16 protein-coding genes are annotated in these 21,258 nt (G+C 63.8%); 13 read left to right on the top strand and 3 right to left on the bottom strand.

Features of this window, described 5'->3' with window-relative positions:
• Positions 1-30 precede the first annotated feature (30 nt).
• The 4 genes from AWB79_RS00965 (at position 31) to AWB79_RS00950 (ending at position 6,381) form a co-directional block, all read left to right on the top strand.
• Positions 31-1,818, top strand: a complete 1,788-nt coding sequence (locus AWB79_RS00965) for an acyl-CoA dehydrogenase C-terminal domain-containing protein (protein ID WP_061165505.1) — start codon at positions 31-33, stop codon at positions 1,816-1,818.
• Between the two features lie 92 nt (positions 1,819-1,910).
• A complete protein-coding gene (locus AWB79_RS00960) occupies positions 1,911-4,337 on the top strand; it encodes a 3-hydroxyacyl-CoA dehydrogenase/enoyl-CoA hydratase family protein (RefSeq protein ID WP_061165504.1) in 2,427 nt (808 codons plus the stop codon).
• A 22-nt stretch (positions 4,338-4,359) separates the two neighbouring features.
• Positions 4,360-5,559: an acetyl-CoA C-acyltransferase gene (locus AWB79_RS00955; RefSeq protein ID WP_061165503.1), complete on the top strand. Its 1,200-nt coding sequence runs from the start codon at positions 4,360-4,362 to the stop codon at positions 5,557-5,559.
• 57 nt (positions 5,560-5,616) lie between these two features.
• Positions 5,617-6,381 (top strand): enoyl-CoA hydratase, encoded by a 765-nt coding sequence (locus AWB79_RS00950; RefSeq protein WP_061165502.1) that lies wholly within the window; start codon positions 5,617-5,619, stop codon positions 6,379-6,381.
• 12 nt (positions 6,382-6,393) lie between these two features.
• Here the strand turns inward: AWB79_RS00950 and fdhD are convergent, their stop codons facing one another.
• Positions 6,394-7,221, bottom strand: a complete 828-nt coding sequence (gene fdhD / locus AWB79_RS00945) for a formate dehydrogenase accessory sulfurtransferase FdhD (RefSeq protein ID WP_061165911.1) — start codon at positions 7,219-7,221, stop codon at positions 6,394-6,396.
• A 191-nt stretch (positions 7,222-7,412) separates the two neighbouring features.
• Between fdhD and AWB79_RS00940 the strand changes: the two genes are divergently transcribed.
• Together AWB79_RS00940 and AWB79_RS00935 are read left to right on the top strand one after the other, a co-directional pair.
• The gene (locus AWB79_RS00940) at positions 7,413-7,892 is read left to right on the top strand and encodes a nitrate reductase associated protein (RefSeq protein WP_061165501.1); all 480 of its coding nucleotides are present in this window, start codon (positions 7,413-7,415) and stop codon (positions 7,890-7,892) included.
• 208 nt (positions 7,893-8,100) lie between these two features.
• Positions 8,101-11,214: a sensor domain-containing protein gene (locus AWB79_RS00935; protein ID WP_061165910.1), complete on the top strand. Its 3,114-nt coding sequence runs from the start codon at positions 8,101-8,103 to the stop codon at positions 11,212-11,214.
• 8 nt (positions 11,215-11,222) lie between these two features.
• Here AWB79_RS00935 and AWB79_RS00930 read toward each other — a convergent pair whose 3' ends face one another.
• Positions 11,223-11,618, bottom strand: a complete 396-nt coding sequence (locus tag AWB79_RS00930) for an acyl-CoA thioesterase (protein WP_061165500.1) — start codon at positions 11,616-11,618, stop codon at positions 11,223-11,225.
• A gap of 256 nt (positions 11,619-11,874) precedes the next feature.
• Between AWB79_RS00930 and AWB79_RS00925 the strand changes: the two genes are divergently transcribed.
• Complete coding sequence (locus AWB79_RS00925) at positions 11,875-13,761, top strand: ABCB family ABC transporter ATP-binding protein/permease (protein WP_061165499.1); 1,887 nt, start codon at positions 11,875-11,877, stop codon at positions 13,759-13,761.
• 26 nt (positions 13,762-13,787) lie between these two features.
• On the opposite strand, the gene AWB79_RS00920 is transcribed toward AWB79_RS00925, so the two are convergent.
• On the bottom strand, positions 13,788-15,176 hold the full coding sequence (locus AWB79_RS00920) for an MFS transporter (RefSeq protein WP_061165498.1): 1,389 nt from the start codon (positions 15,174-15,176) through the stop codon (positions 13,788-13,790).
• Positions 15,177-15,452: 276 nt separating this feature from the next.
• Between AWB79_RS00920 and AWB79_RS00915 the strand changes: the two genes are divergently transcribed.
• The 6 genes from AWB79_RS00915 to AWB79_RS00890 all read left to right on the top strand — a co-directional run bounded on the left by AWB79_RS00915 (position 15,453) and on the right by AWB79_RS00890 (position 21,249).
• On the top strand, positions 15,453-16,424 hold the full coding sequence (locus AWB79_RS00915; protein ID WP_061165909.1) for a LysR family transcriptional regulator: 972 nt from the start codon (positions 15,453-15,455) through the stop codon (positions 16,422-16,424).
• Positions 16,425-16,533: 109 nt separating this feature from the next.
• Positions 16,534-17,826 (top strand): Glu/Leu/Phe/Val family dehydrogenase, encoded by a 1,293-nt coding sequence (locus tag AWB79_RS00910; protein WP_061165497.1) that lies wholly within the window; start codon positions 16,534-16,536, stop codon positions 17,824-17,826.
• Between the two features lie 320 nt (positions 17,827-18,146).
• Positions 18,147-19,040: a glutamate/aspartate ABC transporter substrate-binding protein gene (locus tag AWB79_RS00905; RefSeq protein ID WP_061165496.1), complete on the top strand. Its 894-nt coding sequence runs from the start codon at positions 18,147-18,149 to the stop codon at positions 19,038-19,040.
• Between the two features lie 69 nt (positions 19,041-19,109).
• A complete protein-coding gene (locus tag AWB79_RS00900; RefSeq protein ID WP_061165495.1) occupies positions 19,110-19,850 on the top strand; it encodes an amino acid ABC transporter permease in 741 nt (246 codons plus the stop codon).
• Positions 19,850-20,527 (top strand): glutamate/aspartate ABC transporter permease GltK, encoded by a 678-nt coding sequence (gene gltK, locus AWB79_RS00895; protein ID WP_061165494.1) that lies wholly within the window; start codon positions 19,850-19,852, stop codon positions 20,525-20,527. Before AWB79_RS00900 ends, gltK begins: the two co-directional genes overlap by 1 nt.
• Positions 20,524-21,249 (top strand): amino acid ABC transporter ATP-binding protein, encoded by a 726-nt coding sequence (locus AWB79_RS00890; protein WP_061165493.1) that lies wholly within the window; start codon positions 20,524-20,526, stop codon positions 21,247-21,249. Before gltK ends, AWB79_RS00890 begins: the two co-directional genes overlap by 4 nt.
• Positions 21,250-21,258 lie beyond the last annotated feature (9 nt).

Below are 21,258 nucleotides of genomic sequence, written 5' to 3'. Positions count from 1 at the left end.
ACAAGAAGCCTGAGGAAACTGGAGAGACTCATGGGACAGTACGCCGCCCCCCTTCGCGACATGCAGTTCGTGCTGCACGAACTGCTGAACGTGGAAGCTGAATTGAAGAGCATGCCGAAGCATGCCGACCTCGACGCCAACACCATCAATCAGGTGCTCGAGGAAGCCGGCAAGTTCTGCTCCGAAGTCGTGTTCCCGCTCAATCAGAGCGGCGATCGCGAAGGCTGCACTTACGAGGGCGGCGGCGTCGTGAAGACGCCCGCCGGCTTCAAGGATGCATATCGCCAGTACATCGATGCGGGCTGGCCCGCGCTCGGCTGCGATCCCGAGTACGGCGGCCAGGGTTTGCCCGCGTTCGTGAACAACGCCCTCTACGAAATGCTCAACTCCGCGAGTCAGGCCTGGACGATGTATCCGGGCCTCTCGCACGGCGCCTACGAATGCCTGCACGCGCACGGCACGCCGGAGCAGAAGTCGACGTATCTGTCCAAGCTCGTCTCGGGCGAGTGGACCGGCACGATGTGTCTGACCGAACCGCATTGCGGTACGGACCTGGGCATTCTGCGCACGAAGGCCGAGCCGAATTCCGACGGGTCCTACGCGCTCACCGGCACGAAGATCTTCATCTCGAGCGGCGAGCACGACATGGCGGAGAACATCGTCCATCTGGTGCTCGCGCGTCTGCCGGGCGCGCCGATGGGCACCAAGGGCATCTCCCTCTTCATCGTGCCGAAGTTCGTGCCGGACGCGAACGGTGCGCCGGGCGAGCGCAACGGCATCAAGTGCGGTTCGATCGAACACAAGATGGGCATTCACGGCAACGCGACCTGCGTAATGAACCTGGATGGCGCGAAGGGCTGGCTCGTCGGCGAGGCGAACAAGGGCTTGAACGCGATGTTCGTCATGATGAACGCGGCGCGCCTGGGCGTGGGCATGCAGGGTCTCGGTCTCACCGAAGTCGCCTATCAGAACTCGCTCGTCTACGCGAAGGAGCGCCTGCAGATGCGCTCCCTCACCGGTCCGAAAGCGCCGGAGAAGGCAGCCGATCCGATCATCGTGCATCCGGATGTGCGTCGCATGTTGCTTACGCAGAAGGCCTACGCCGAAGCGGGCCGCGCGTTCGCGTACTGGGCGGCGTTGAATATCGACAAGGAGTTGTCCCACGCGGATGAGGCAGTGCGCGCCGAAGCCGCCGATTTTGTCGCGCTGCTCACGCCGGTCATCAAGGCGTTCCTTACGGACAACGCGTTCGAAGGCACCAACATGGCGATGCAGATCTATGGCGGTCACGGCTTCATCTCCGAATGGGGCATGGAGCAATACGTCCGCGATGCGCGCATCAACATGATCTACGAGGGCACGAATTCGATTCAGGCGCTGGATCTGCTCGGGCGCAAGATTCTTGGCGACATGGGTGCGAAGCTGAAGCGCTTCGGCAAGATGGTTGCGGAGTTCGTCGAAGCCGAGGGCGTGAAGCCGGAGATGCAGGAGTTCGTCAATCCGCTCGCGGATATCGGCGACAAGGTGCAGAAGCTCACGATGGAGATCGGCATGAAGGCCATGCAGAATCCCGACGAGGTGGGCGCCGCGGCCGTGCCTTATCTGCGTACGGTCGGTCATCTGGTGTTCTCGTACTTCTGGGCCCGCATGGCGCGCGTCGCGCTGGACAACGCCGCTTCTGGCGACGCCTTTTACAAGGCCAAGCTCGCCACCGCGCGTTTCTACTTCGCCAAGCTGCTGCCGGAAACGGCGTCGACCATCCGCGCCGCGCGCGCCGGCGCGAAGCCGATGATGGACTACGACGAAGCTCTGTTCTGAGCGAGCCTTATCGCGCGCCGCGTTTTCGGCAGAACGAGGCGCGCATCCACTCTCATTCCTCGAAGCAAACCCGTAATCCCGGAGGCTTACCCGTGAGCACCCTCAACATTCGCAAAGTCGCCGTGCTCGGCGCGGGCGTGATGGGCGCGCAGATCGCCGCGCATTTGATCAACGCCCGCGTGCCCGTCCTGCTGTTCGATCTTCCCGCGAAGGAAGGTCCGAAGAACGGCATCGCGCTGAAGGCCATCGAGAATCTGAAGAAGCTGTCGCCCGCGCCTTTCGGCGTGAAGGACGACGCGCAATACATCGAGCCCGCGAACTACGACGACGACATCGAAAAACTCAAAGAGTGCGATCTTGTCATCGAAGCCATCGCCGAGCGCATGGACTGGAAGCATGATCTCTACAAGAAGGTCTCGCCGCACATCGCGCCGCACGCTATCTTCGCGAGCAACACGTCGGGCCTGTCGATCACGGAACTGTCGAACGGCTTCTCCGATGCGCTCAAGGCGCGCTTCTGCGGCGTGCACTTCTTCAATCCGCCGCGCTACATGCATCTGGTCGAGCTGATTCCGACCGCATCGACGCAGCCGCAAATCCTCGACCAGCTCGAAACGTTTCTGACGAGCGTGATCGGCAAGGGCGTCGTGCGCGCGAAGGACACGCCGAACTTCATCGCGAATCGCGTCGGCGTGTTTTCGATTCTCGCGGTGATCGCCGAAGCGGAGAAATTCGGCCTGCGCTTCGACGAAGTCGACGATCTCACCGGCTCCCGTCTCGGCCGCGCGAAGTCCGCGACTTTCCGCACGGCGGATGTCGTCGGTCTCGACACGATGGCGCACGTCATCAAAACGATGCAGGACAACCTGCCCGACGATCCGTTCTTCTCCGTCTACAAGACGCCGCCGGTACTGGAAGCGCTCGTCAGGAACGGAGCGCTCGGCCAGAAGAGCGGCGCGGGTTTCTATCGCAAGGAAGGCCGTGCGATCAAGGTGCTCGACCCGAAGACCGCGCAATACGTCGACGGCGGCGCGAAGGCCGACGAGCTCATCGGTCGCATTCTGAAGCGCCCGCCCGCTGAGCGCTTCAAGCTCCTGCGCGAGACCGACAACAAGCAGGCGCAATTCCTGTGGGCGATCTTCCGCGACGTGTTCCATTACATCGCGGTGCATCTCGAATCGATCGCCGACAACGCGCGCGACGTCGATCTCGCCATTCGCTGGGGCTTCGGCTGGAATCAGGGGCCGTTCGAAAGCTGGCAGGCCGCGGGCTGGCAGCAGATCGCGAAGTGGGTGCAGGAAGATATCGAAGCAGGCAAGGCGCTCTCGAAAGCGCCGCTGCCCGCGTGGGTGCTCGACGGTCCCGTCGCGGAAAAGGGCGTGCACACGAACGAAGGCTCGTGGTCGCCGGCGGCCAAACGCTTCGTGCCGCGCTCTACGTTGCCTGTCTACGAGAAGCAGGTGTTCCGCGCGCCGCTCGAAGGCGTTACGGGCGCCGATCCGAAGACCTACGGCAAGACGCTGTTCGAAACCGAGAACGTGCGCGCGTGGCTCGACAGCGATCAGGGCGATGTCGTCATCGTCAGCTTCAAGACGAAGATGAACACCATCGGTCCGGGCGTGATCGACGGCCTCACGCAAGCGATTGAACTTGCTGAGAAGGAATATCGCGGCGTGGTCGTCTGGCAACCGACGTCGCTGCAACTTGGTGCGCCGGGCGGTCCGTTCTCGGCGGGCGCAAATCTCGAAGAAGCCATGCCCGCGTTCATGATGGGCGGCGCGAAAGGGATCGAGCCGTTCGTGAGGAAGTTCCAGCAAGGCATGATGCGCGTGAAATACGCGAACGTGCCGGTGGTCGCGGCCGTGTCGGGTCTCGCGCTCGGCGGCGGCTGCGAGCTGCTGCTGCACTCGGCGAAGCGGGTCGCGCACGTCGAGAGCTACATCGGTCTGGTGGAAGTTGGCGTGGGCCTCGTGCCGGCGGGCGGCGGACTCAAGGAAGCCGCGTTGCGCGCGGCCGAAGCCGCAAGCGCCGTCAACGCGACGAACGACCTGCTCAAGTTCCTGCAGAAGTCCTTCGAGAATGCGGCGATGGCGAAAGTCTCGTCTTCCGCATTCGATGCCCGCGCGATGGGCTATCTGAAGCCGACGGACACCATCGTGTTCAACGTGCATGAGTTGCTCGACATCGCGAAGAGGGAAGCGCGCGCGCTGGCCGACGCCGGTTATCGTCCGCCGCTGCGCGCCAAGCAGATTCCGGTCGCGGGACGCTCGGCGATTTCGACGATCAAGGCGTCGCTCGTCAACATGCGCGACGGGCGCTTCATCAGCGAGCACGATTTCCTGATCGCGAGCCGCATCGCGGAAGCGGTGTGCGGCGGCGATGTCGAAGCGGGCAGTCTCGTCGACGAGGAATGGCTGCTGGCGCTCGAGCGCCGCGCGTTCGTCGAACTGCTCGGCACGCAGAAGACGCAGGAGCGAATCATGGGCATGTTGCAGACCGGCAAGCCGGTTCGCAACTAAGGCACGCGAAAACGGAGTCAACATGAGCAAACAACTTCAAGACGCATACATCGTCGCCGCGAGCCGTACGCCGATCGGCAAGGCGCCGCGCGGCGTGTTCAAGAACACGCGCCCGGACGAGCTGCTCGTCCACGCAATCAGATCGGCGGTCGCGCAGGTGCCGGGGCTCGATACGAGCGTGATCGAGGACGCCATCGTCGGCTGCGCGATTCCCGAAGCCGAGCAAGGGCTGAACGTCGCGCGCATGGGCGCGTTGCTGTCGGGCTTGCCGAATACCGTCGGCGGCGTGACGGTGAACCGCTTCTGCGCGTCCGGCCTGACGGCGCTCGCGATGGCGGCGGACCGCATCCGCGTCGGTGAAGCCGATGCGATGATCGCCGGCGGCTGCGAATCGATGAGCATGGTGCCGATGATGGGCAACAAGCCCTCGCTGTCGCCGCATATCTTCGACCGCAACGAGGACGTGGGCATCGCGTATGGCATGGGTTTGACGGCCGAGAAAGTCGCGGAGCGCTGGAAGGTGAGCCGCGAGGCGCAGGACGCGTTCGCGGTGGAGTCGCATCGCAAGGCGCTGGCCGCGCAACAGGCGGGCGAGTTCGCCGATGAAATCGCCGCCTACACGCTGAACGAACGCTTCCCCGATCTCGCGTCGGGCGAAGTGCGCGTGAACAATCGCGAAATCGGGCTCGACGAAGGTCCGCGCGCGGAAACGTCGCTCGAAGGTCTGGCGAAGCTGCGCCCCGTGTTCACGAACAAGGGCTCGGTCACGGCCGGCAACAGCTCGCAGACCTCGGACGGCGCGGGCGCGCTGATCGTCGTGTCGGAAAAGGTGTTGAAGCAATTCAATCTCACGCCGCTCGCGCGCTTCGTCAGCTTCGCGGTGCGCGGCGTGCCGCCGGAGATCATGGGCATCGGGCCCAAGGAAGCGATCCCCGCCGCGCTGAAGGCCGCGGGTCTCAAACAGGACGACCTCGACTGGATCGAGCTGAACGAAGCGTTCGCCGCGCAGGCGCTGGCCGTGATCGGCGATCTCGGGCTCGATGCATCGAAGGTCAATCCGCTCGGCGGCGCGATCGCGTTGGGGCATCCGCTGGGCGCCACGGGGGCGATCCGCGCAGCGACGGTCGTGCACGGCCTGCGCCGGCGCAACCTCAAGTACGGCATGGTGACGATGTGCGTCGGCACCGGCATGGGCGCGGCGGGCATCATCGAGCGGCTTTGATCCAGGCGCATCCACGCGTCGTGACGGCGCGTGGACGCGAAGACAAGGAGACAGCGGATGGAGATTCAGATCGAACGCGCGGACGGCGTGCTGAGCATCGTGCTCAATCGTCCGGAGAAGAAAAACGCGATCACCGCGTCGATGTATCAGGAAATGGCCGACGGCCTCTATGAAGCCGAGATGGACCCGACCGTGCGCGCGGTGCTGATTCGCGCGACCGGCACGACCTTCAGCGCCGGCAACGATCTCGACGACTTCCTCAACGACCCGCCCAAGGGGCTGGATGCGCCGGTGTTCCAGTTTCTGCGGCGCATCGCCGGCTTTCCAAAGCCGATCGTGGCGGCAGTCGGAGGCACGGCGGTGGGCATCGGCACGACGATGCTTCTGCATTGCGACATGGTGTACGCGAGCCCCGGCGCGAAATTCTCGCTGCCGTTCGCGCAGCTCGGGTTGTGTCCGGAAGCGGCATCGAGCCTCTTGCTGCCGCGCACGGCGGGCTATCAGCGCGCAGCGGAAAAGCTGCTGCTGGGCGAAGCGTTCGACGTGAACGAGGCGATCGGCATGGGCTTCGTGAACGGCGCGATCGATGCCGCCGAGCTCGACGCCTACGCGTTCGAGAAAGCGAAGCGGCTGGCGCTGCTGCCGGCGTCTTCGTTGCGCGTGACCAAGTCGTTGATGAAGGGCGCGCAGTCGCACGAAGTCACCGCGCGCATGGAAGACGAAGCCACGCACTTCGCGCGGATGCTGGTCGCGCCGGAAGCGCGCGAGGCGTTTCAGGCGTTCTTCGAGAAGCGCAAGCCGGACTTCGGCAAGTTCGAGTGAATCGCTTCGGCTTCAGTCGACGTCGTATTCGACGAAGCTGTTTTCGCGCGCGAAGCTGACGAGCCGCAAGCCCGCCTGCTTCGCGATCGCGATGGCGAGCGAGGTGGGCGCGGAGATGGTGGCGATCATCGGCACGCCGACGCGCGCCGACTTGCGCACCAGCTCGTAACTCGCTCGGCTCGACAGGAACACGAAACCCTGCGTCGTGTCTTCGCGGCGCAGGATCAACTGGCCGATCAGCTTGTCGAGCGCGTTATGCCTGCCGACGTCCTCGAACGCGTAGCGCACGACGCCGGTCTCATCGCACCATGCGGCGGCGTGCAGACCGCCCGTCAACTTCGTCAACTGCTGATGCGCGGGCAATTCGCGCGCGGCCCGCTCGATGGCGTCGGGCGCGAGACGCGTGAGAAAGCCGGTGTCCGGCACGCGCTCGGGCTGAAGATCGAGCAACTCGATACTTTCGATTCCGCACACGCCGCAACCGGTGCGCCCGGCGAGCGCGCGGCGCTTGTCCTTCAGCGAGACGAAAGCCTGTTGCACGACCTGAAGATGCACTTCGGCATGCGGCAATACGACACCGTCATCGCGAAAGTAGACTTCTATGTCGTGGATATCGCTGCCGCGCTCGACGATGCCTTCGGTAAGCGAGAAGCCCACCGCGAACGCTTCGAGATCGCGCGGCGTGCACATCATCACCGCGTGCGAAATGCCGTTGAAGACCAGCGCGACGGGCCACTCCTGGCCGACGTTGTCCGCCACGACCGCGCTCTCGCCCACGCGATGCCGGCGCACCGCACGCTCGACGAAGCCAGGTTGATCGTCGGTTTCGAGTTGATTCACTTTTGCTGCTCCTGAACCGACTTCTTCAAGTAAAGTCGGGAATACGACTTGCTGCTTGTCCTTGCTGTGCGTGCGCTCGCGCGCGAACAGCGGCTTGATTGCAATGGTTCCAGCCAGATCCAAGGCCCTACAATAACTGAAGCGGGCTGTGCCTGTCGCGCACCTCCCGCGCAATCCAACGAGGCTTCGCCATGGGACTTTACGACGCCGCCCGTCTGTTCGGATTCGAAGTCGAATCCTCTGACAATCTGCGCTTCATTCCGCTCGCCGTGCGTTTCAACATGGACCGCTTCGGCATGCGCATCTCGCTCGATCAATGGCAGCAGCTTCCCTACGACGATCGCGTGCTGCTCGCGCGCTTTCCGATCGAGGACGAGGCCGGGCTCGAAAAGAACTTCGATCTCGCGCTCGAAGAGATGATGAAGACACACACGAATGCCGCGCCCGAGAAGATCGAGCGCGACCCCGACCCGGTGTGGGCGCATGCCGACGCCGTGCCCGAAGCCGTGATCCGGCAAAGCAGTCTGTGCGGCGTGAGCGCGCCGAGCCTGGACCGATGGGGCCAGCTCGACCGTTTCCAGCGTTACGCGCTCGCAAAACTCTCGCGCAACACCGATCGCGTCAATCACGATTTCCTGCCCGCGATGAAAGAGTTCGGCCTCGCGGAGTGAATCAGCACGAGGCGGGATAGGCGCAAACGTTAAGCGCGCGCTTTAATCAGATTATTTGCGGATGAACCCTAAACCCGGGTTCATTGCTGCCGTTATTGGGCGTTATCCATTAATCGCGACGTGGACGAGTTCCACGCCGCGCATTCGCGTGGACGCGCATTTCGAGGATGCGCGTTGCGCGCGCATCAAAGGGATACGCCCGCAGCTCATGACTCGATTCCTCTCCAGAGGTTTGCTCGTCAACATCGCCGTGGTGTTGGCCGCGCTCGGCGCGAACGCGTTCGTCGCCTGCGAACGCATTGGCGGACTGCGCGAAAGCGACGCCCGCACGCTACGCTCCATGAGCCTGTTGCGCGATCTCGGCGCCTGGCGCGGCACGCTCGGCGAAACGCTCACGCAACTGAGCCGCTTCGAGGCGACCGGCGTCGCGGAAACGGACGCGCAGCATCAGGCGCGCGAAGCTCATCTCGACGCGCTCGAAAGCGGCCTGCGCGCGCAGATCGCGATGGAGCAAGGCATGAGCGGCGCCTTCGACGCGCTCGCCACGCGCGCCGCCGAAATGCGCCGCGACGCCAATCAGGCGTTCGAGCGCGCGAAGCACGCCAATCCCGAGGAGCCCCGCGCCTGGGCCGACGCCGCGTTCGTTACGCTAGGCGAAGACCAGCAGGCCGTCGATGAAGAACTTGCCGCCGTGCGTTCCCGTATCGACACGGCGACCATCGCCGCGCTCGATGTCTCCGCGCAGGCGTCGAGCGGCGCGATGCTGCTGCTCGTCTTCACGATGCTCGCCGGCAGCGCCTTGCTCATCTATCTGTTCGCGAGCAACGAGCGGCAGTCGCGCGAGAAGCTCGGCGTCGTGCGTGCGCGCCAGCGCAGCAACGAGCGCTTTCGCGGCATGTTCGAGGCGCATCCGGTGCCGATGTGGATCGTCGATCGCGAGACCATGCGCTTCATTGCGGTGAATCCGGCCGCCATCGAACATTTCGGCTTCAACGAGCCGGAGTTCATGAACATGACGCTGCGCGACCTGCATTACGCCGACGACTTCGACAGCTTCGCCGCGCGGCTCGCGCGCAACGGCGGAGAAGGCGGCGAGCGTGCGCAGTCGGTGCAAGGTTCGGCGGGCGTCTGGCGCTATCGCTGCAAGGACGGTGCGATCGTCAGTGCGGATGTTTCGCATCACGCGCTCGCGTATTCGAACCGGCCGGGCATCTTCATGCTGGCGAACGACGTGACCGACCGCATCAACGCGGAGGCCGAAGCGCGCCGCTCGAACGAGATGCTCGAAGCGGTCATCGACAACATTCCGCAGCGCGTGTTCTGGAAGGATCGCGAACTGCGCTATCTCGGCTGCAACAACGCCTTCGCGCGCGATGCCGGCCTCGCGTACAACGAGCAGGTGATCGGCAAGTCGGACTATGAATTGCCGTGGAGCGCGCTCGCGGACATGGTTCGCGCGGACGACGAAGAGGTCATCTTCACCACCGTGCCGAAGATGCATCACGAGCGCGACATCGTGATGGGCGACCAGTTGCGCACCATCGTCACCAGCAAGCTGCCGCTGCTCGACGGCGAAGGACAGACCATCGGCGTGCTCGGCTCGTATCACGACGTCACCGACCACAAGCGCGCCGAACTCGCGCTGCGCCTGCAAAGCCGCGCGCTCGACGCCAGCGTCAACGCGATCCTGATCACCGGCGTGGTCGACGGCGCCAATGTAATCGAATACGCGAATCCGGCGTTCAAGCGCATCACCGGTTATGACCCGAGCGAAGTCATCGGCCAGGATTGCCGCTTTCTGCACGGCCCGGACGGCGACCAGGACGGACTCACGTCGATCCGCCGCGCGCTTGCCGCCAACATGGAGGCGAGCGTCGTGGTGCGCAACTATCGCAAGGACGGCGCGCTGTTCTGGAATCAGCTTTTCGTCGCGCCTGTGCCGAATGCGCAGGGCATGACGACGCATCACATCGGCATCATCAACGACGTCACGGACCTGATGCGGTATCAGGAAGAGCTCGAATATCAGGCGAATTACGACACGCTCACGCGCCTGCCTAACCGCAACCTGCTGCGCGATCGTCTGCAACACGCGATCGTGCAGGCGCGGCGGCGCGAGACCAAGATCGCCGTCGTGTTCATGGACCTCGACGGCTTCAAGAACGTCAACGACAGTCTGGGCCACAGCGTCGGCGACCGGTTGCTCGCGGTGATCGCGGAGCGCCTCGCGCGCTCGGCGCGTTCGAGCGACACGGTCGCGCGTCACGGCGGCGACGAGTTCGTGGTCGTGCTGCCCGATCTCACCGACGAAGCCGGACTGATCGCGTGGATGGAGCGTACGCGTGCAGCGATCTCCGAGCCGGTCATGCTCGACGACACCGAGCTTTACGTCGGCTGCAGCATGGGCGCGAGTCTCTTCCCGCAAGACGGCGACGACGCCGAAACCGTCATGAAGAAGGCCGACCTCGCGATGTATCGCGCGAAGGACATGGGCCGCAACACGTACCAGTTCTATCAGCCGGAGATGAACGCGAGCGTCGGCGCGCGCATGAATCTCGAACGCCGTCTGCGGCGCGCGCTGCGCGACGGCGAGTTCCTGCTGCACTATCAGCCGCAAGTGGATATGACGACGCGCGCGATCGTCGGCATCGAGGCGCTGGTGCGCTGGCACGATCCGGAGCAGGGGCTGGTGTCGCCGGCGTCGTTCATTCCGGTGGCGGAGGAGAGCGGGCTGATCGGGCCGCTGTCGGAGTGGGTGCTGCGCGAGGCGTGCCGCCAGAACAAGGCATGGCAGGACGCCGGGCTGCCGCCGGCGCGCGTGTCGGTGAATCTGTCGGCGCGGCATTTCCAGCAGCGCGACATCGCGCGGCTCGTCACCTCCGTGCTGGAGGAAACGGGACTGGAGCCGCGCTATCTCGAACTCGAACTCACCGAAAGCGCGATCATGCGCAACGCCGAGGAAGCGATCACGATGCTCTCCGAGCTATCGGCGCTGGGTATCGGCATTGCGATCGACGACTTCGGCACCGGCTATTCGAGCCTCTCGTATCTGAAGCGCTTTCCGGTGCATCGGCTGAAGATCGACCGCTCGTTCGTCGCGGATATCGGCTCGTCGGGCGACGATGAAACCATCACGTCGGCGATCATCGCGCTCGCGCATTCGCTCGAATTGCAGGTGATCGCGGAGGGCGTCGAAACGCACGCGCAGCACGACTTCCTGCGCGAGCGCGATTGCGACGAGATGCAGGGCTATTTGTTCTCGCGCCCGATGCCGCACGAGGCGATTCCCGGCCTGCTCCAGCAGGGCGTGCTGCCCCACTGATCGCGCATTCAGTCGAGCGACGGCAGCACGCGCGGACGCCGGTCGCGGTCGGTCGCGACGTAGGTGAGCGTCGCTTCCGTCACCTTGACGACTTGCTCGGCGAGATTCATGCGCTGCGCCCAGACCTCGACGGCCACCGTGACGGACGTGTTGCCCGTCTTGACGATATCGGCGTAGAAGCTCAACAGATCGCCGACGAACACGGGCTGCTTGAACAGGAACGAGTTCACCGCGACGGTCGCGACGCGGCCGTTCGCGCGGCGGCTCGCCGGAATGGAGCCGGCGATATCGACCTGCGCCATGATCCATCCGCCGAAGACGTCGCCGTGGACATTGGCGTCGGCGGGCTGAGGCACGACGCGCAGCGCGACGTGCTTTTCGGGAAGACTGGGATGGTCGGTCATGGCAGGCGTTCCGGTTTGCAAGGCGGCCGAGAGGCTCCGGCGCCAAGCGGCCCCTTGAACCTTCTGCGACAATGCCTATTTATGAATGAGCCCTTGTGCGTGCGAGGCAATGACCTCGACGGCCACAGGGCCTGAAGTAAATTGTACGGGAAAGCGTGCACGAGACACGCGCCCGGATCGACGATAAAACTCGTCCCCTGCAAGGCCGTGCCGCGCCCGAATCCGGCCGCGCGGCGCGCCTGAACGATACGAACTCATGCGCCGCTTCCCGAACGCAGAGCCCGGGCCGGTGTCCCAGGGCCCGCGCAACGACTGGCAGACGATCCGCTCGCTGCTGCCTTATCTCACCACATACAAATGGCGCGTCGCGTTCGCGCTGACATGCCTGATCGGCGCGAAGGTCGCGAACCTCGGCGTGCCGATCGTCATGAAGCATATCGTCGATGGTCTCGCCTCCGTGCAGCATCTCACCGCGCTCGGACGCGCGAACGATGCGCCGGGCGTCGTGCTGATCGGCGGCATCGGTTTGCTGGTGATCGCTTATGCGGCCGTGCGACTCTGCACGTCGCTGTTCACCGAATTGCGCGAGCTGCTGTTCGCGAAGGTGACCGAAAGCGCAGTGCGCAAGCTCGCGCTGCAAGTGTTCCGGCATCTGCATGCGCTGTCGCTGCGCTTTCATCTGGAGCGCCAGACGGGCGGCATGTCGCGCGATATCGAACGCGGCACGCGCGGCATTCAGCAACTCGTTTCCTATTCGCTGTACAGCATTCTGCCGACGCTCGTCGAAGTCGGTCTCGTGATGGCCTTCTTCGTCACGAAGTACGAGGCCTATTACGCGATCGTCACGGGCATGGCGCTCGTCTCGTACATCGTGTTCACGGTGAAGGTGACCGAATGGCGCACGCATTTTCGCCGCACCATGAACGATCTCGATTCGAAGGCGAACTCGCGCGCCATCGATTCGCTGCTCAACTACGAGACGGTGAAGTACTTCGGCAACGAAGAATGGGAAACGCGCCGTTACGATGAAAACCTGCAGCGCTATCGCGCGGCCGCGATCAAGTCGCAGCGCTCGCTCTCGATGCTGAACTTCGGCCAGCAGACGATCATCGGCGTCGGGCTCGTGTTCATTCTGTGGCGCGCGACGCAGGGCGTGATGGCGGGGCGTCTCACGCTCGGCGATCTCGTGCTCATCAACACCTTCATGCTGCAGCTCTACATTCCGCTGAATTTCCTCGGCGTGGTGTATCGCGAGCTGAAGCAGGCGCTGACCGACATGGACCGCATGTTCACGCTGCTCGGCGCGGGTCGCGAAGTGCCCGATGCGCCGAACGCGCCGCCGCTCGACGTGCGCGGCGGAGAAGTGCGTTTCGAGAACGTGAGCTTCGCGTATGAAAAGGCGCGGCAGATTCTGCACGGCGTCGATTTCACGATTCCGGCGGGCACGACCACGGCTGTCGTCGGGCATAGCGGCTCGGGCAAGTCGACGCTCGGGCGCCTGCTGTTCCGATTCTATGATCTCGACCGCGCGCAGGGCGGTGGCATCCGCATCGACGGGCAGGACATTCGCGACGTGACGCAGGATTCATTGCGCGCGGCGATCGGCATCGTGCCGCAGGACACCGTGCTCTTCAACGATTCGATCTACTACAACATCGCGTATGGCAGGCCGTCGGCGAGCCGCGAGGAAGTGATCGCGGCGGCGCGGGCCGCGCACATTCACGACTTCATCGAAGCGCTGCCGGCGGGTTATGACACGGCCGTCGGCGAGCGCGGGCTGAAGCTGTCGGGCGGGGAGAAGCAGCGCGTCGCGATCGCGCGCACCTTGCTCAAGAACCCGCCGATCCTGATCTTCGATGAAGCCACCTCCGCGCTCGATTCGAAATCGGAACGCGCGATCCAGGGCGAACTCGACTCGATCGCGCGCGAGCGGACGACGCTCATCATCGCGCACCGGCTGTCGACGGTCGTGCATGCGCAGCAGATCATCGTGATGGATCACGGGCGCATCGTGGAGCGGGGCACGCACGCGGAGCTGTTGCGCGCCGGTGGGCTGTTTGCGCAGATGTGGGCGTTGCAGCAGCAGCGAGCGAGCACTGCGCAAGAGCGCGACGCGACCGATCAGGCGCATACGGCGGCGTAACGAGCGCGCCGCCGTCGGTCGATGCATCACTCCATCGCGTGCGCGCCGCCGATCGCCACGCCATCGTGCGCCTGCGATGCCGTGGAGGACCAGCGCAGCCACTGACCGCGCAGCAGGAACAACGCGCCGAACGCGCAGGTCGCGAGCACGCCGAAGGTCGCGAAGCCCATCTGATAGCTGCCGGTGCTTTCCTTCGCGATGCCCATGATCACCGGCAGATAGAACCCGCCGATACCGCCCGCCGCGCCGACGATCCCCGAAAGCAAGCCCGTCTTGCCCTTCCAGCGATGCGGCACGAGCTGGAAGGTCGAGCCGTTGCCGAGACCGAAGGCGATGTACAGGCAGATGAGAATCGCGAGGCCGCCCGTCACCGGTGGCATCCAGATCGCGAACGCGAAGTCGCCGATGGCGATCGCGGCAAGCAGCACCAGCAGCGCGCGCACGCCGGTCACGCGATCGGCGACATAGCCGCCGAACGGCCGCACGATCGCGCCGAGAAACGCGAGCAGCGACATGAAGAGGCCCGCTTCGAGTTTCGGCATCTGATAAAGCGACGTGAGCAGCAGCGTCACATACGAAGACATCCCGACGAAACCGCCAAAGGTAATGCTGTAGATCAGCATGACGACCCACGTATCGCGCTCGCCGAGCACCGAGCGATAACGCTTCGGCAACACCGCGATCGCAATGAGGGCGCCGATCACCGGCAACAGCAGCACGCCTGCACGGCCGCCGCCGAAAACGCCGGCGTTCACTGCGAGCACCAGCACGACGAGGCTGACCAGCGTCACCGCGAAGCTGAACAGCGCGCGCATCGTGCTGCCGGTTTTCTCGCCGGCATCTGACGCCCACGCGAACAGAGCGACCGCCGTGATCGCGAGCAGCGGCAACGCGGCCGCGGTCGACATCTGCCAGCCGAAGGCCTCGGCGAGATGCGGAAACAGGAAGCCGTCGAGCACCGCGCCGATATTGCCCGCTGCAGCGAGACCCAGCACGAGCCCCTGCACCTTCGGCGGATAGTTGCTGCCGGCCATCGGCAATGCGACTGCGAAGCTCGCGCCGCCCATGCCGAGGAACACGCCCAGCACGAGCAGCAACGCATATGACGGCACGCCTGGAAGCAGCGGCAGCACGATCGCGGGAATCGACGAGAGCACCACGCCCATCAGCGCGACGCGCCGGCCATCGGTCGATTGATAGAGGTTGCCGAGCGTCACGCGCAGAATCGCCGCGGCCAGCACCGGCACCGCGACGAGAAAGCCCTGCTGCGCGGCCGACATGGTCACGTCGCGGCCGATGAACGGCGCCAGCGGCCCGTAAAGCACCCACACGGTGAAGCCCGTATCGAAATAAAGGAAGCAGGCGAGCAGGGAGCGCCAGTTGCCGCTCTTGAGCGATGCGATCAGGTTGGACATTGCGGAGTTCCGAATAGGCGCGTGCTGCCGGATGAACACGCGACGGCTCCTTAAACTGCAAGCACCATGCCAATGGAATGCATGTTCAATCGATGCATCGGCAGAGCGAGCGTGGGCGCGGGTTTGCGGCGCATGCGCGGACCTGACCGGCGCGCATGCGCCCCGCATGCCGGTGGCACCGGCACCGTGCGCGCTCGCTTGCGGATGGTGCGCCGCGCCTTCGCGCGGTTCACGCGCCCGCTAGAATGCGGTTCTCGTCCTCATGCGCTCGTCGAAATGGAACTGAAATGGCTGGAAGACTTCGTCTCGCTCGCGGAGACGCGCAGCTTCAGTCGCTCCGCTGAACTGAGACACATCACGCAGCCGGCGTTCTCGCGGCGCATCCAGGCGCTCGAGGCGTGGCTCGGCACGGAACTGATCGACCGCTCCGTCTACCCGACGCGTCTCACGCAGGCCGGCAATGTGTTCTACGAGCAGGCGCTCGCGATGCTTTCGCAATTCCACGAGGCGCGCACGCTGCTGCGCGGACAGGGCGGCGTGCCGGCCGCGACCATCGAGTTCGCCGTGCCGCATACGCTGTCGCTCACGTACTTTCCACGCTGGCTCGAACATATCGAAGCGCGGCTCGGACGCATCCGCACGCGGCTGCGCGCGCTCAACGTGCACGACGCGGTGCTCTCGCTCGTCGAAGGCGGCTGCGATCTGGTGATGGGCTATCACCATCCGAGCCATCCGGTCGCGCTCGATCCTGCGCGCTACGACATGCTCACGCTCGGCATCGAGCCGATCAGCCCGTTCTCCGCGGTGACCAAGGGCGGACGCGCACGCTTCACCTTGCCCGCGAGCGCCGAATCGCCGGTGCCGTATCTGTCGTACACGCCCAATGCGTACCTCGGACGCATGACCGAAGTGATCATCGCGACGGCGCCCGCGCGCCTTTATCTCGACAAGGTCTACGAAACCGACATGGCAGAAGGCCTCAAGGCGATGGCGCTCGCCGGCCATGGCGTCGCGTTCCTGCCGCACAGCGCCGTGGAGGATGCGGTGGACGAGGGCAAGCTCATTCGCCTCGACCGCGGAACGCGTGGCACGCCCGCCGGTCAGTTCACGCTGACCATGGACATCCGCCTGTATCGCGACAAGCTCGCGGCGCAAGGCGAGGAGCCGCGTCAGGCGCTGATGCGCGCGCTCTGGGATGCAGTAGGTGAAGAATTGTTGAAAGCATCCTCGCAAACGACCGCCACATAAGGCTTTGCGGCGTTATGCATGATTTGCATGATCGGATACGAATACGGCATTGGATTTGGAAACGCCGTTTTTCGACAATGAACGCATTCCACACACCGCTGGAGCTTCAATGTCCTCTCCGAAGTACGACCATGCCATCCCCTCGTATCTCCACGCCGACGATCTCGGCCCCTGGGGCAACTACCTGAAGCAGGTCGATCGCGTCGCTCCCTATCTCGGTTCCCTCTCCCGCTGGCTCGAAACCCTCAAGCGCCCGAAGCGCATTCTCATCGTCGATTGCCCGATCGAACTGGATAACGGCACCGTCGCGCACTTCGAAGGCTATCGCGTGCAGCACAACACGTCGCGCGGTCCCGGCAAGGGCGGCGTGCGTTATCACCAGGACGTCACGCTCTCCGAAGTGATGGCGCTGTCCGCGTGGATGTCGGTGAAGAACGCGGCCGTGAACGTGCCGTACGGCGGCGCGAAGGGCGGTATCCGCGTCGATCCGCGCACGCTGTCGCGCGGCGAACTGGAGCGCGTGACGCGCCGTTACACCAGCGAGATCGGCATCATCATCGGGCCGAACACGGACATTCCCGCGCCGGACGTGAACACGAACGAGCAGATCATGGCGTGGATGATGGACACGTACTCCATGAACCAGGGCCAGACGGCGACGGGTGTGGTCACCGGCAAGCCGATCTCGCTCGGCGGCTCGCTCGGCCGCAAGGAAGCGACCGGACGCGGCGTGTTCGTGGCCGGCACGGAAGCGGCGCGACGCATCGGCATGGAAATCGAAGGCGCGCGCATCGCGGTGCAGGGCTTCGGCAACGTCGGCGGCATCGCGGCCAAGCTGTTCCAGGAAGCGGGCGCGAAGGTCATCGCCGTGCAGGATCACACCGGCACCATTCATAACTCGAAGGGCATCGATACCATCGCCTTGCTCGATCACGTCGCGAAGAACGGCGGCGTGGGCGGCTTCGCGGGCGCGGACCCGGTGCAGGCGGACGAGTTCTGGATGATCGAAAGCGACATCCTGATTCCGGCCGCGCTGGAAAACCAGATCACCGAGAAGAACGCGCCGAAGATCCGCACGAAGATCGTCGTGGAAGGCGCGAACGGCCCGACCACGACAGCGGCCGACGACATCCTGAACGACAAGGGCATCCTCGTGATTCCCGACGTGATCGCCAACGCGGGCGGCGTGACCGTGTCGTACTTCGAATGGGTGCAGGACTTCTCCAGCTTCTTCTGGACCGAAGACGAGATCAACCAGCGTCTGGAGCGCGTGATGCGCGAAGCGTTCGCAGGCGTCTGGCAGGTGGCGAGCGAGCATCAGGTGTCGGTGCGTACGGCGGCGTTTATCGTCGCGTGTACGCGGATTCTGCAGGCGCGCGAAATGCGTGGCCTCTATCCCTGATCCGATGCGGCGCGTTCGGCGCAACCAGCATCAGGCAAGCGGCGCGCAGCATGCGCGCCGCAATTGCGCCTGGTAAGAATGCGGGCGGCATTTCCTCGGGAATGCCGCCCGCATTTGTATGAAAACTACAAGTGGTCGAACTAGTTGAATTCGGTCAAGCATCTGCTTCGAAACGCCAGTAATATGCGCGGTCGCAACCGGGTTGCACACCGGGGCGCGACGCCGTCTCACAAATAAGACGACGTGGGTTAACAATCATTCTTTCAGAATAATTACCCTGCTAAACTTGCCCCGGTTTTTCGCCACAGGAGATCGAACACATGATGGTTAAAAAGGCTGCGCTGCTCGTCGCCGCGCTCGGGTTTCTCGCCACCAGCGCCTACGCCCAGGACGCAGGCACACTCAAGAAAATCAAGGACACGGGTGTGATCTCGCTGGGGCATCGCGAATCGTCCATTCCGTTCTCGTACTACGACGACAAGCAACAGGTCGTCGGCTATTCGCATGAGTTCGCGCTGAAGGTCGTGGACGCGGTCAAGCAGAAGCTGAACATGCCTGACCTGAAGGTGAAACTCACGCCGATCACCTCGCAGAACCGCATTCCGCTCGTGCAGAACGGCACTGTGGATATCGAGTGCGGCTCGACCACGAACAACGCCGAGCGTCAGCAGCAAGTCGCCTTCTCGAACACGATCTTCGTGATCGGCACGCGCCTGATGACCAAGAAGGATTCGGGCGTCAAGGACTGGGCCGACCTGAAGGGCAAGACCGTGGTGACGACCGCCGGTACCACGTCCGAGCGCCTGCTTCGCAAGATGAATCAGGACAAGAACATGGGCATGAACATCATCAGCGCGAAGGATCACGGCGATTCGTTCCTGACGCTGTCGACCGGCCGTGCCGTGGCGTTCATGATGGACGACGCGCTGCTCGCGGGCGAACGCGCCAAGTCGAACAATCCGGGCGATTTCGTGATCGTCGGCACGCCGCAATCGCATGAAGCGTACGGCTGCATGATTCGCAAGAACGATCCGGAGTTCAAGAAGGTCGTCGACGACGCGATCGCCAAGGTGGAAACCTCGGGTGAAGCCGACAAGATCTACAAAAAGTGGTTCGAAAGCCCGATCCCGCCGAAGGGTCTCAACCTCAACTTCCCTGAAAGTGATGACATGAAGGCTCTCTTCAAGAGCCCGAATGACAAGGCAATCGACTAACCGGTTCGCGTAATCGAACGAACGAAACGGAAGGAGCTTGCTTCTTCCGTTTCTTTTTGGAGTGAGTCCATGTCTTATCACTGGAACTGGGGCGTCCTGCTGAGTCCGGTGTCCACCGGCGAGCCCACCACCTATCTCGGCTGGCTGATCTCCGGCTTCTGGGTGACGATCACCGTGTCGCTCGCGGCCTGGGTGATCGCACTCGTGGTCGGCTCGTTGTTCGGCATCTTGCGCACGGTCCCGAATCGCACGCTGGCGGGCATCGGCACCGTCTATGTCGCGATCTTCCGCAATATTCCGCTGATCGTGCAGTTCTTCATCTGGTATCTCGTGATTCCTGAACTGCTGCCCGAATCGATGGGCAACTGGTTCAAACAACTGCCGCCCATGGCGCAGTTCTATTCGTCATCGATCATCTGTCTCGGGCTTTTCACCGGCGCGCGCGTGTGCGAGCAGGTGCGCTCGGGCATCAACGCGCTGCCGCGCGGCCAGCGCAACGCGGGTCTCGCGATGGGCTTCACGCAATGGCAGACGTATCGCTACGTGCTGATGCCGGTGGCGTACCGCATCATCGTGCCGCCGCTCACGTCGGAATTCCTCAACGTGTTCAAGAACTCGGCGGTGGCGTCGACCATCGGTCTGCTCGATCTGTCCGCGCAGGCGCGCCAGCTCGTCGACTACACGGCGCAGACGTATGAGTCGTTCATCGCGGTGACGGTCGCCTACATGCTCATCAACCTCATCGTGATGCAGCTGATGCGCTGGGTCGAGGCGAGGACGCGGCTGCCCGGCTACATCGGAGGCAAGTAATGCATCATTTCAACTGGAGTGGCGTGATCGGCTCGCTGCCTACGTTGTGGACGGGCGCCATCATCACGCTGCAGATCACGGTGCTCGCCATCGTGGTCGGCATCATCTGGGGCACGGTGCTTGCGCTGTTCCGCCTCTCGGGCATCAAGCCGCTGCAGTGGTTCGCGAGCCTGTACGTGACGCTGTTCCGCTCGATCCCGCTCGTGATGGTGCTGCTGTGGTTCTTCCTGATCGTGCCGCAACTGCTGCAGAACGTGCTCGGGCTCTCGGCCGACATCGACATTCGCCTCGCTTCCGCGATGGTCGCGTTCTCGCTGTTCGAAGCCGCGTACTATTCGGAAATCATACGCGCGGGCATTCAGGCGGTGCCGCGCGGCCAGGTGAATGCGGCGTTCGCGCTCGGCATGACCTACCCGCAGGCGATGAAGCTCGTCGTGCTCCCGCAGGCGTTCCGCGCGATGGTGCCGCTGCTGCTCACGCAGGCCATCGTCCTGTTTCAGGATACGTCGCTCGTCTACGTGATCAGCCTCGCGGACTTCTTCCGCACGGCGACGAACATCGGCGACCGCGACGGCACGTCCGTCGAAATGGTCCTGTTCGCGGGCGCATGCTATTTCGTGATTTGCGTGGTGGCGTCGGCCCTCGTCAAAAGTCTTCAGAAAAAGGTCGCAAGATGATCTCTATCAAGAATGTTTCCAAGTGGTACGGGCAGTTCCAGGTGCTGACGGACTGCACGACCGAAGTGAAGAAGGGCGAGGTCGTCGTGGTGTGCGGCCCGTCGGGCTCGGGCAAGTCGACGCTCATCAAGACCGTGAACGGCCTGGAGCCGTTCCAGAAGGGCGAGATCTCGATCAACGGCCAGTCGCTCACCGACAAGAAGACCAATCTGTCGAAGCTGCGCTCGAAGGTCGGCATGGTGTTTCAGCACTTCGAGCTGTTTCCGCATCTGACGATCACGCAGAACCTGACGCTCGCGCAGGTCAAGGTGCTCGGCCGCTCGAACGACGAAGCGACGCAGAAGGGCCTGAAGCTGCTGGATCGCGTCGGCCTGCGCGCGCATGCGGATAAATATCCGGGGCAGTTGTCGGGCGGTCAGCAGCAGCGCGTGGCGATTGCGCGCGCGCTGTCGATGGACCCGATCGCGATGCTCTTCGACGAGCCGACTTCCGCGCTCGACCCGGAGATGATCAACGAAGTGCTCGACGTGATGGTCGAACTCGCGCAGGAAGGCATGACCATGATGTGCGTGACGCACGAAATGGGCTTTGCGAAGAAAGTGGCGAACCGCGTGATCTTCATGGATCGCGGCTTGATCGTGGAGGACGATCAGAAGGAAGCGTTCTTTGCGAATCCGAAGTCGGATCGCGCGAAGGATTTTCTGGCGAAGATCCTGCACTGAGTTTTCGGC

Origin of the sequence: Caballeronia hypogeia (assembly GCF_001544875.2) — a bacterium.
In the GTDB taxonomy this organism is placed as follows: domain Bacteria; phylum Pseudomonadota; class Gammaproteobacteria; order Burkholderiales; family Burkholderiaceae; genus Caballeronia; species Caballeronia hypogeia.
Note: the sequence above shows the minus strand (reverse complement) of the source record. Positions and strands in the feature narration are given on the sequence as shown.

Excerpts from the sequence above, each read along its gene's own strand:
- AWB79_RS00935 (WP_061165910.1), top strand. The coding sequence starts at position 8,101 with ATGACTCGATTCCTCTCCAGAGGTTTGCTCGTCAACATCGCCGTGGTG.
- AWB79_RS00940 (WP_061165501.1), top strand. The coding sequence starts at position 7,413 with ATGGGACTTTACGACGCCGCCCGTCTGTTCGGATTCGAAGTCGAATCC.
- AWB79_RS00950 (WP_061165502.1), top strand. The coding sequence starts at position 5,617 with ATGGAGATTCAGATCGAACGCGCGGACGGCGTGCTGAGCATCGTGCTC.
- AWB79_RS00890 (WP_061165493.1), top strand. The coding sequence starts at position 20,524 with ATGATCTCTATCAAGAATGTTTCCAAGTGGTACGGGCAGTTCCAGGTG.
- AWB79_RS00965 (WP_061165505.1), top strand. The coding sequence starts at position 31 with ATGGGACAGTACGCCGCCCCCCTTCGCGACATGCAGTTCGTGCTGCAC.
- AWB79_RS00915 (WP_061165909.1), top strand. The coding sequence starts at position 15,453 with ATGGAACTGAAATGGCTGGAAGACTTCGTCTCGCTCGCGGAGACGCGC.
- AWB79_RS00955 (WP_061165503.1), top strand. The coding sequence starts at position 4,360 with ATGAGCAAACAACTTCAAGACGCATACATCGTCGCCGCGAGCCGTACG.
- gltK (WP_061165494.1), top strand. The coding sequence starts at position 19,850 with ATGCATCATTTCAACTGGAGTGGCGTGATCGGCTCGCTGCCTACGTTG.
- AWB79_RS00900 (WP_061165495.1), top strand. The coding sequence starts at position 19,110 with ATGTCTTATCACTGGAACTGGGGCGTCCTGCTGAGTCCGGTGTCCACC.
- AWB79_RS00920 (WP_061165498.1), bottom strand. The coding sequence starts at position 15,176 with ATGTCCAACCTGATCGCATCGCTCAAGAGCGGCAACTGGCGCTCCCTG.
- AWB79_RS00930 (WP_061165500.1), bottom strand. The coding sequence starts at position 11,618 with ATGACCGACCATCCCAGTCTTCCCGAAAAGCACGTCGCGCTGCGCGTC.
- AWB79_RS00925 (WP_061165499.1), top strand. The coding sequence starts at position 11,875 with ATGCGCCGCTTCCCGAACGCAGAGCCCGGGCCGGTGTCCCAGGGCCCG.
- AWB79_RS00905 (WP_061165496.1), top strand. The coding sequence starts at position 18,147 with ATGATGGTTAAAAAGGCTGCGCTGCTCGTCGCCGCGCTCGGGTTTCTC.
- AWB79_RS00910 (WP_061165497.1), top strand. The coding sequence starts at position 16,534 with ATGTCCTCTCCGAAGTACGACCATGCCATCCCCTCGTATCTCCACGCC.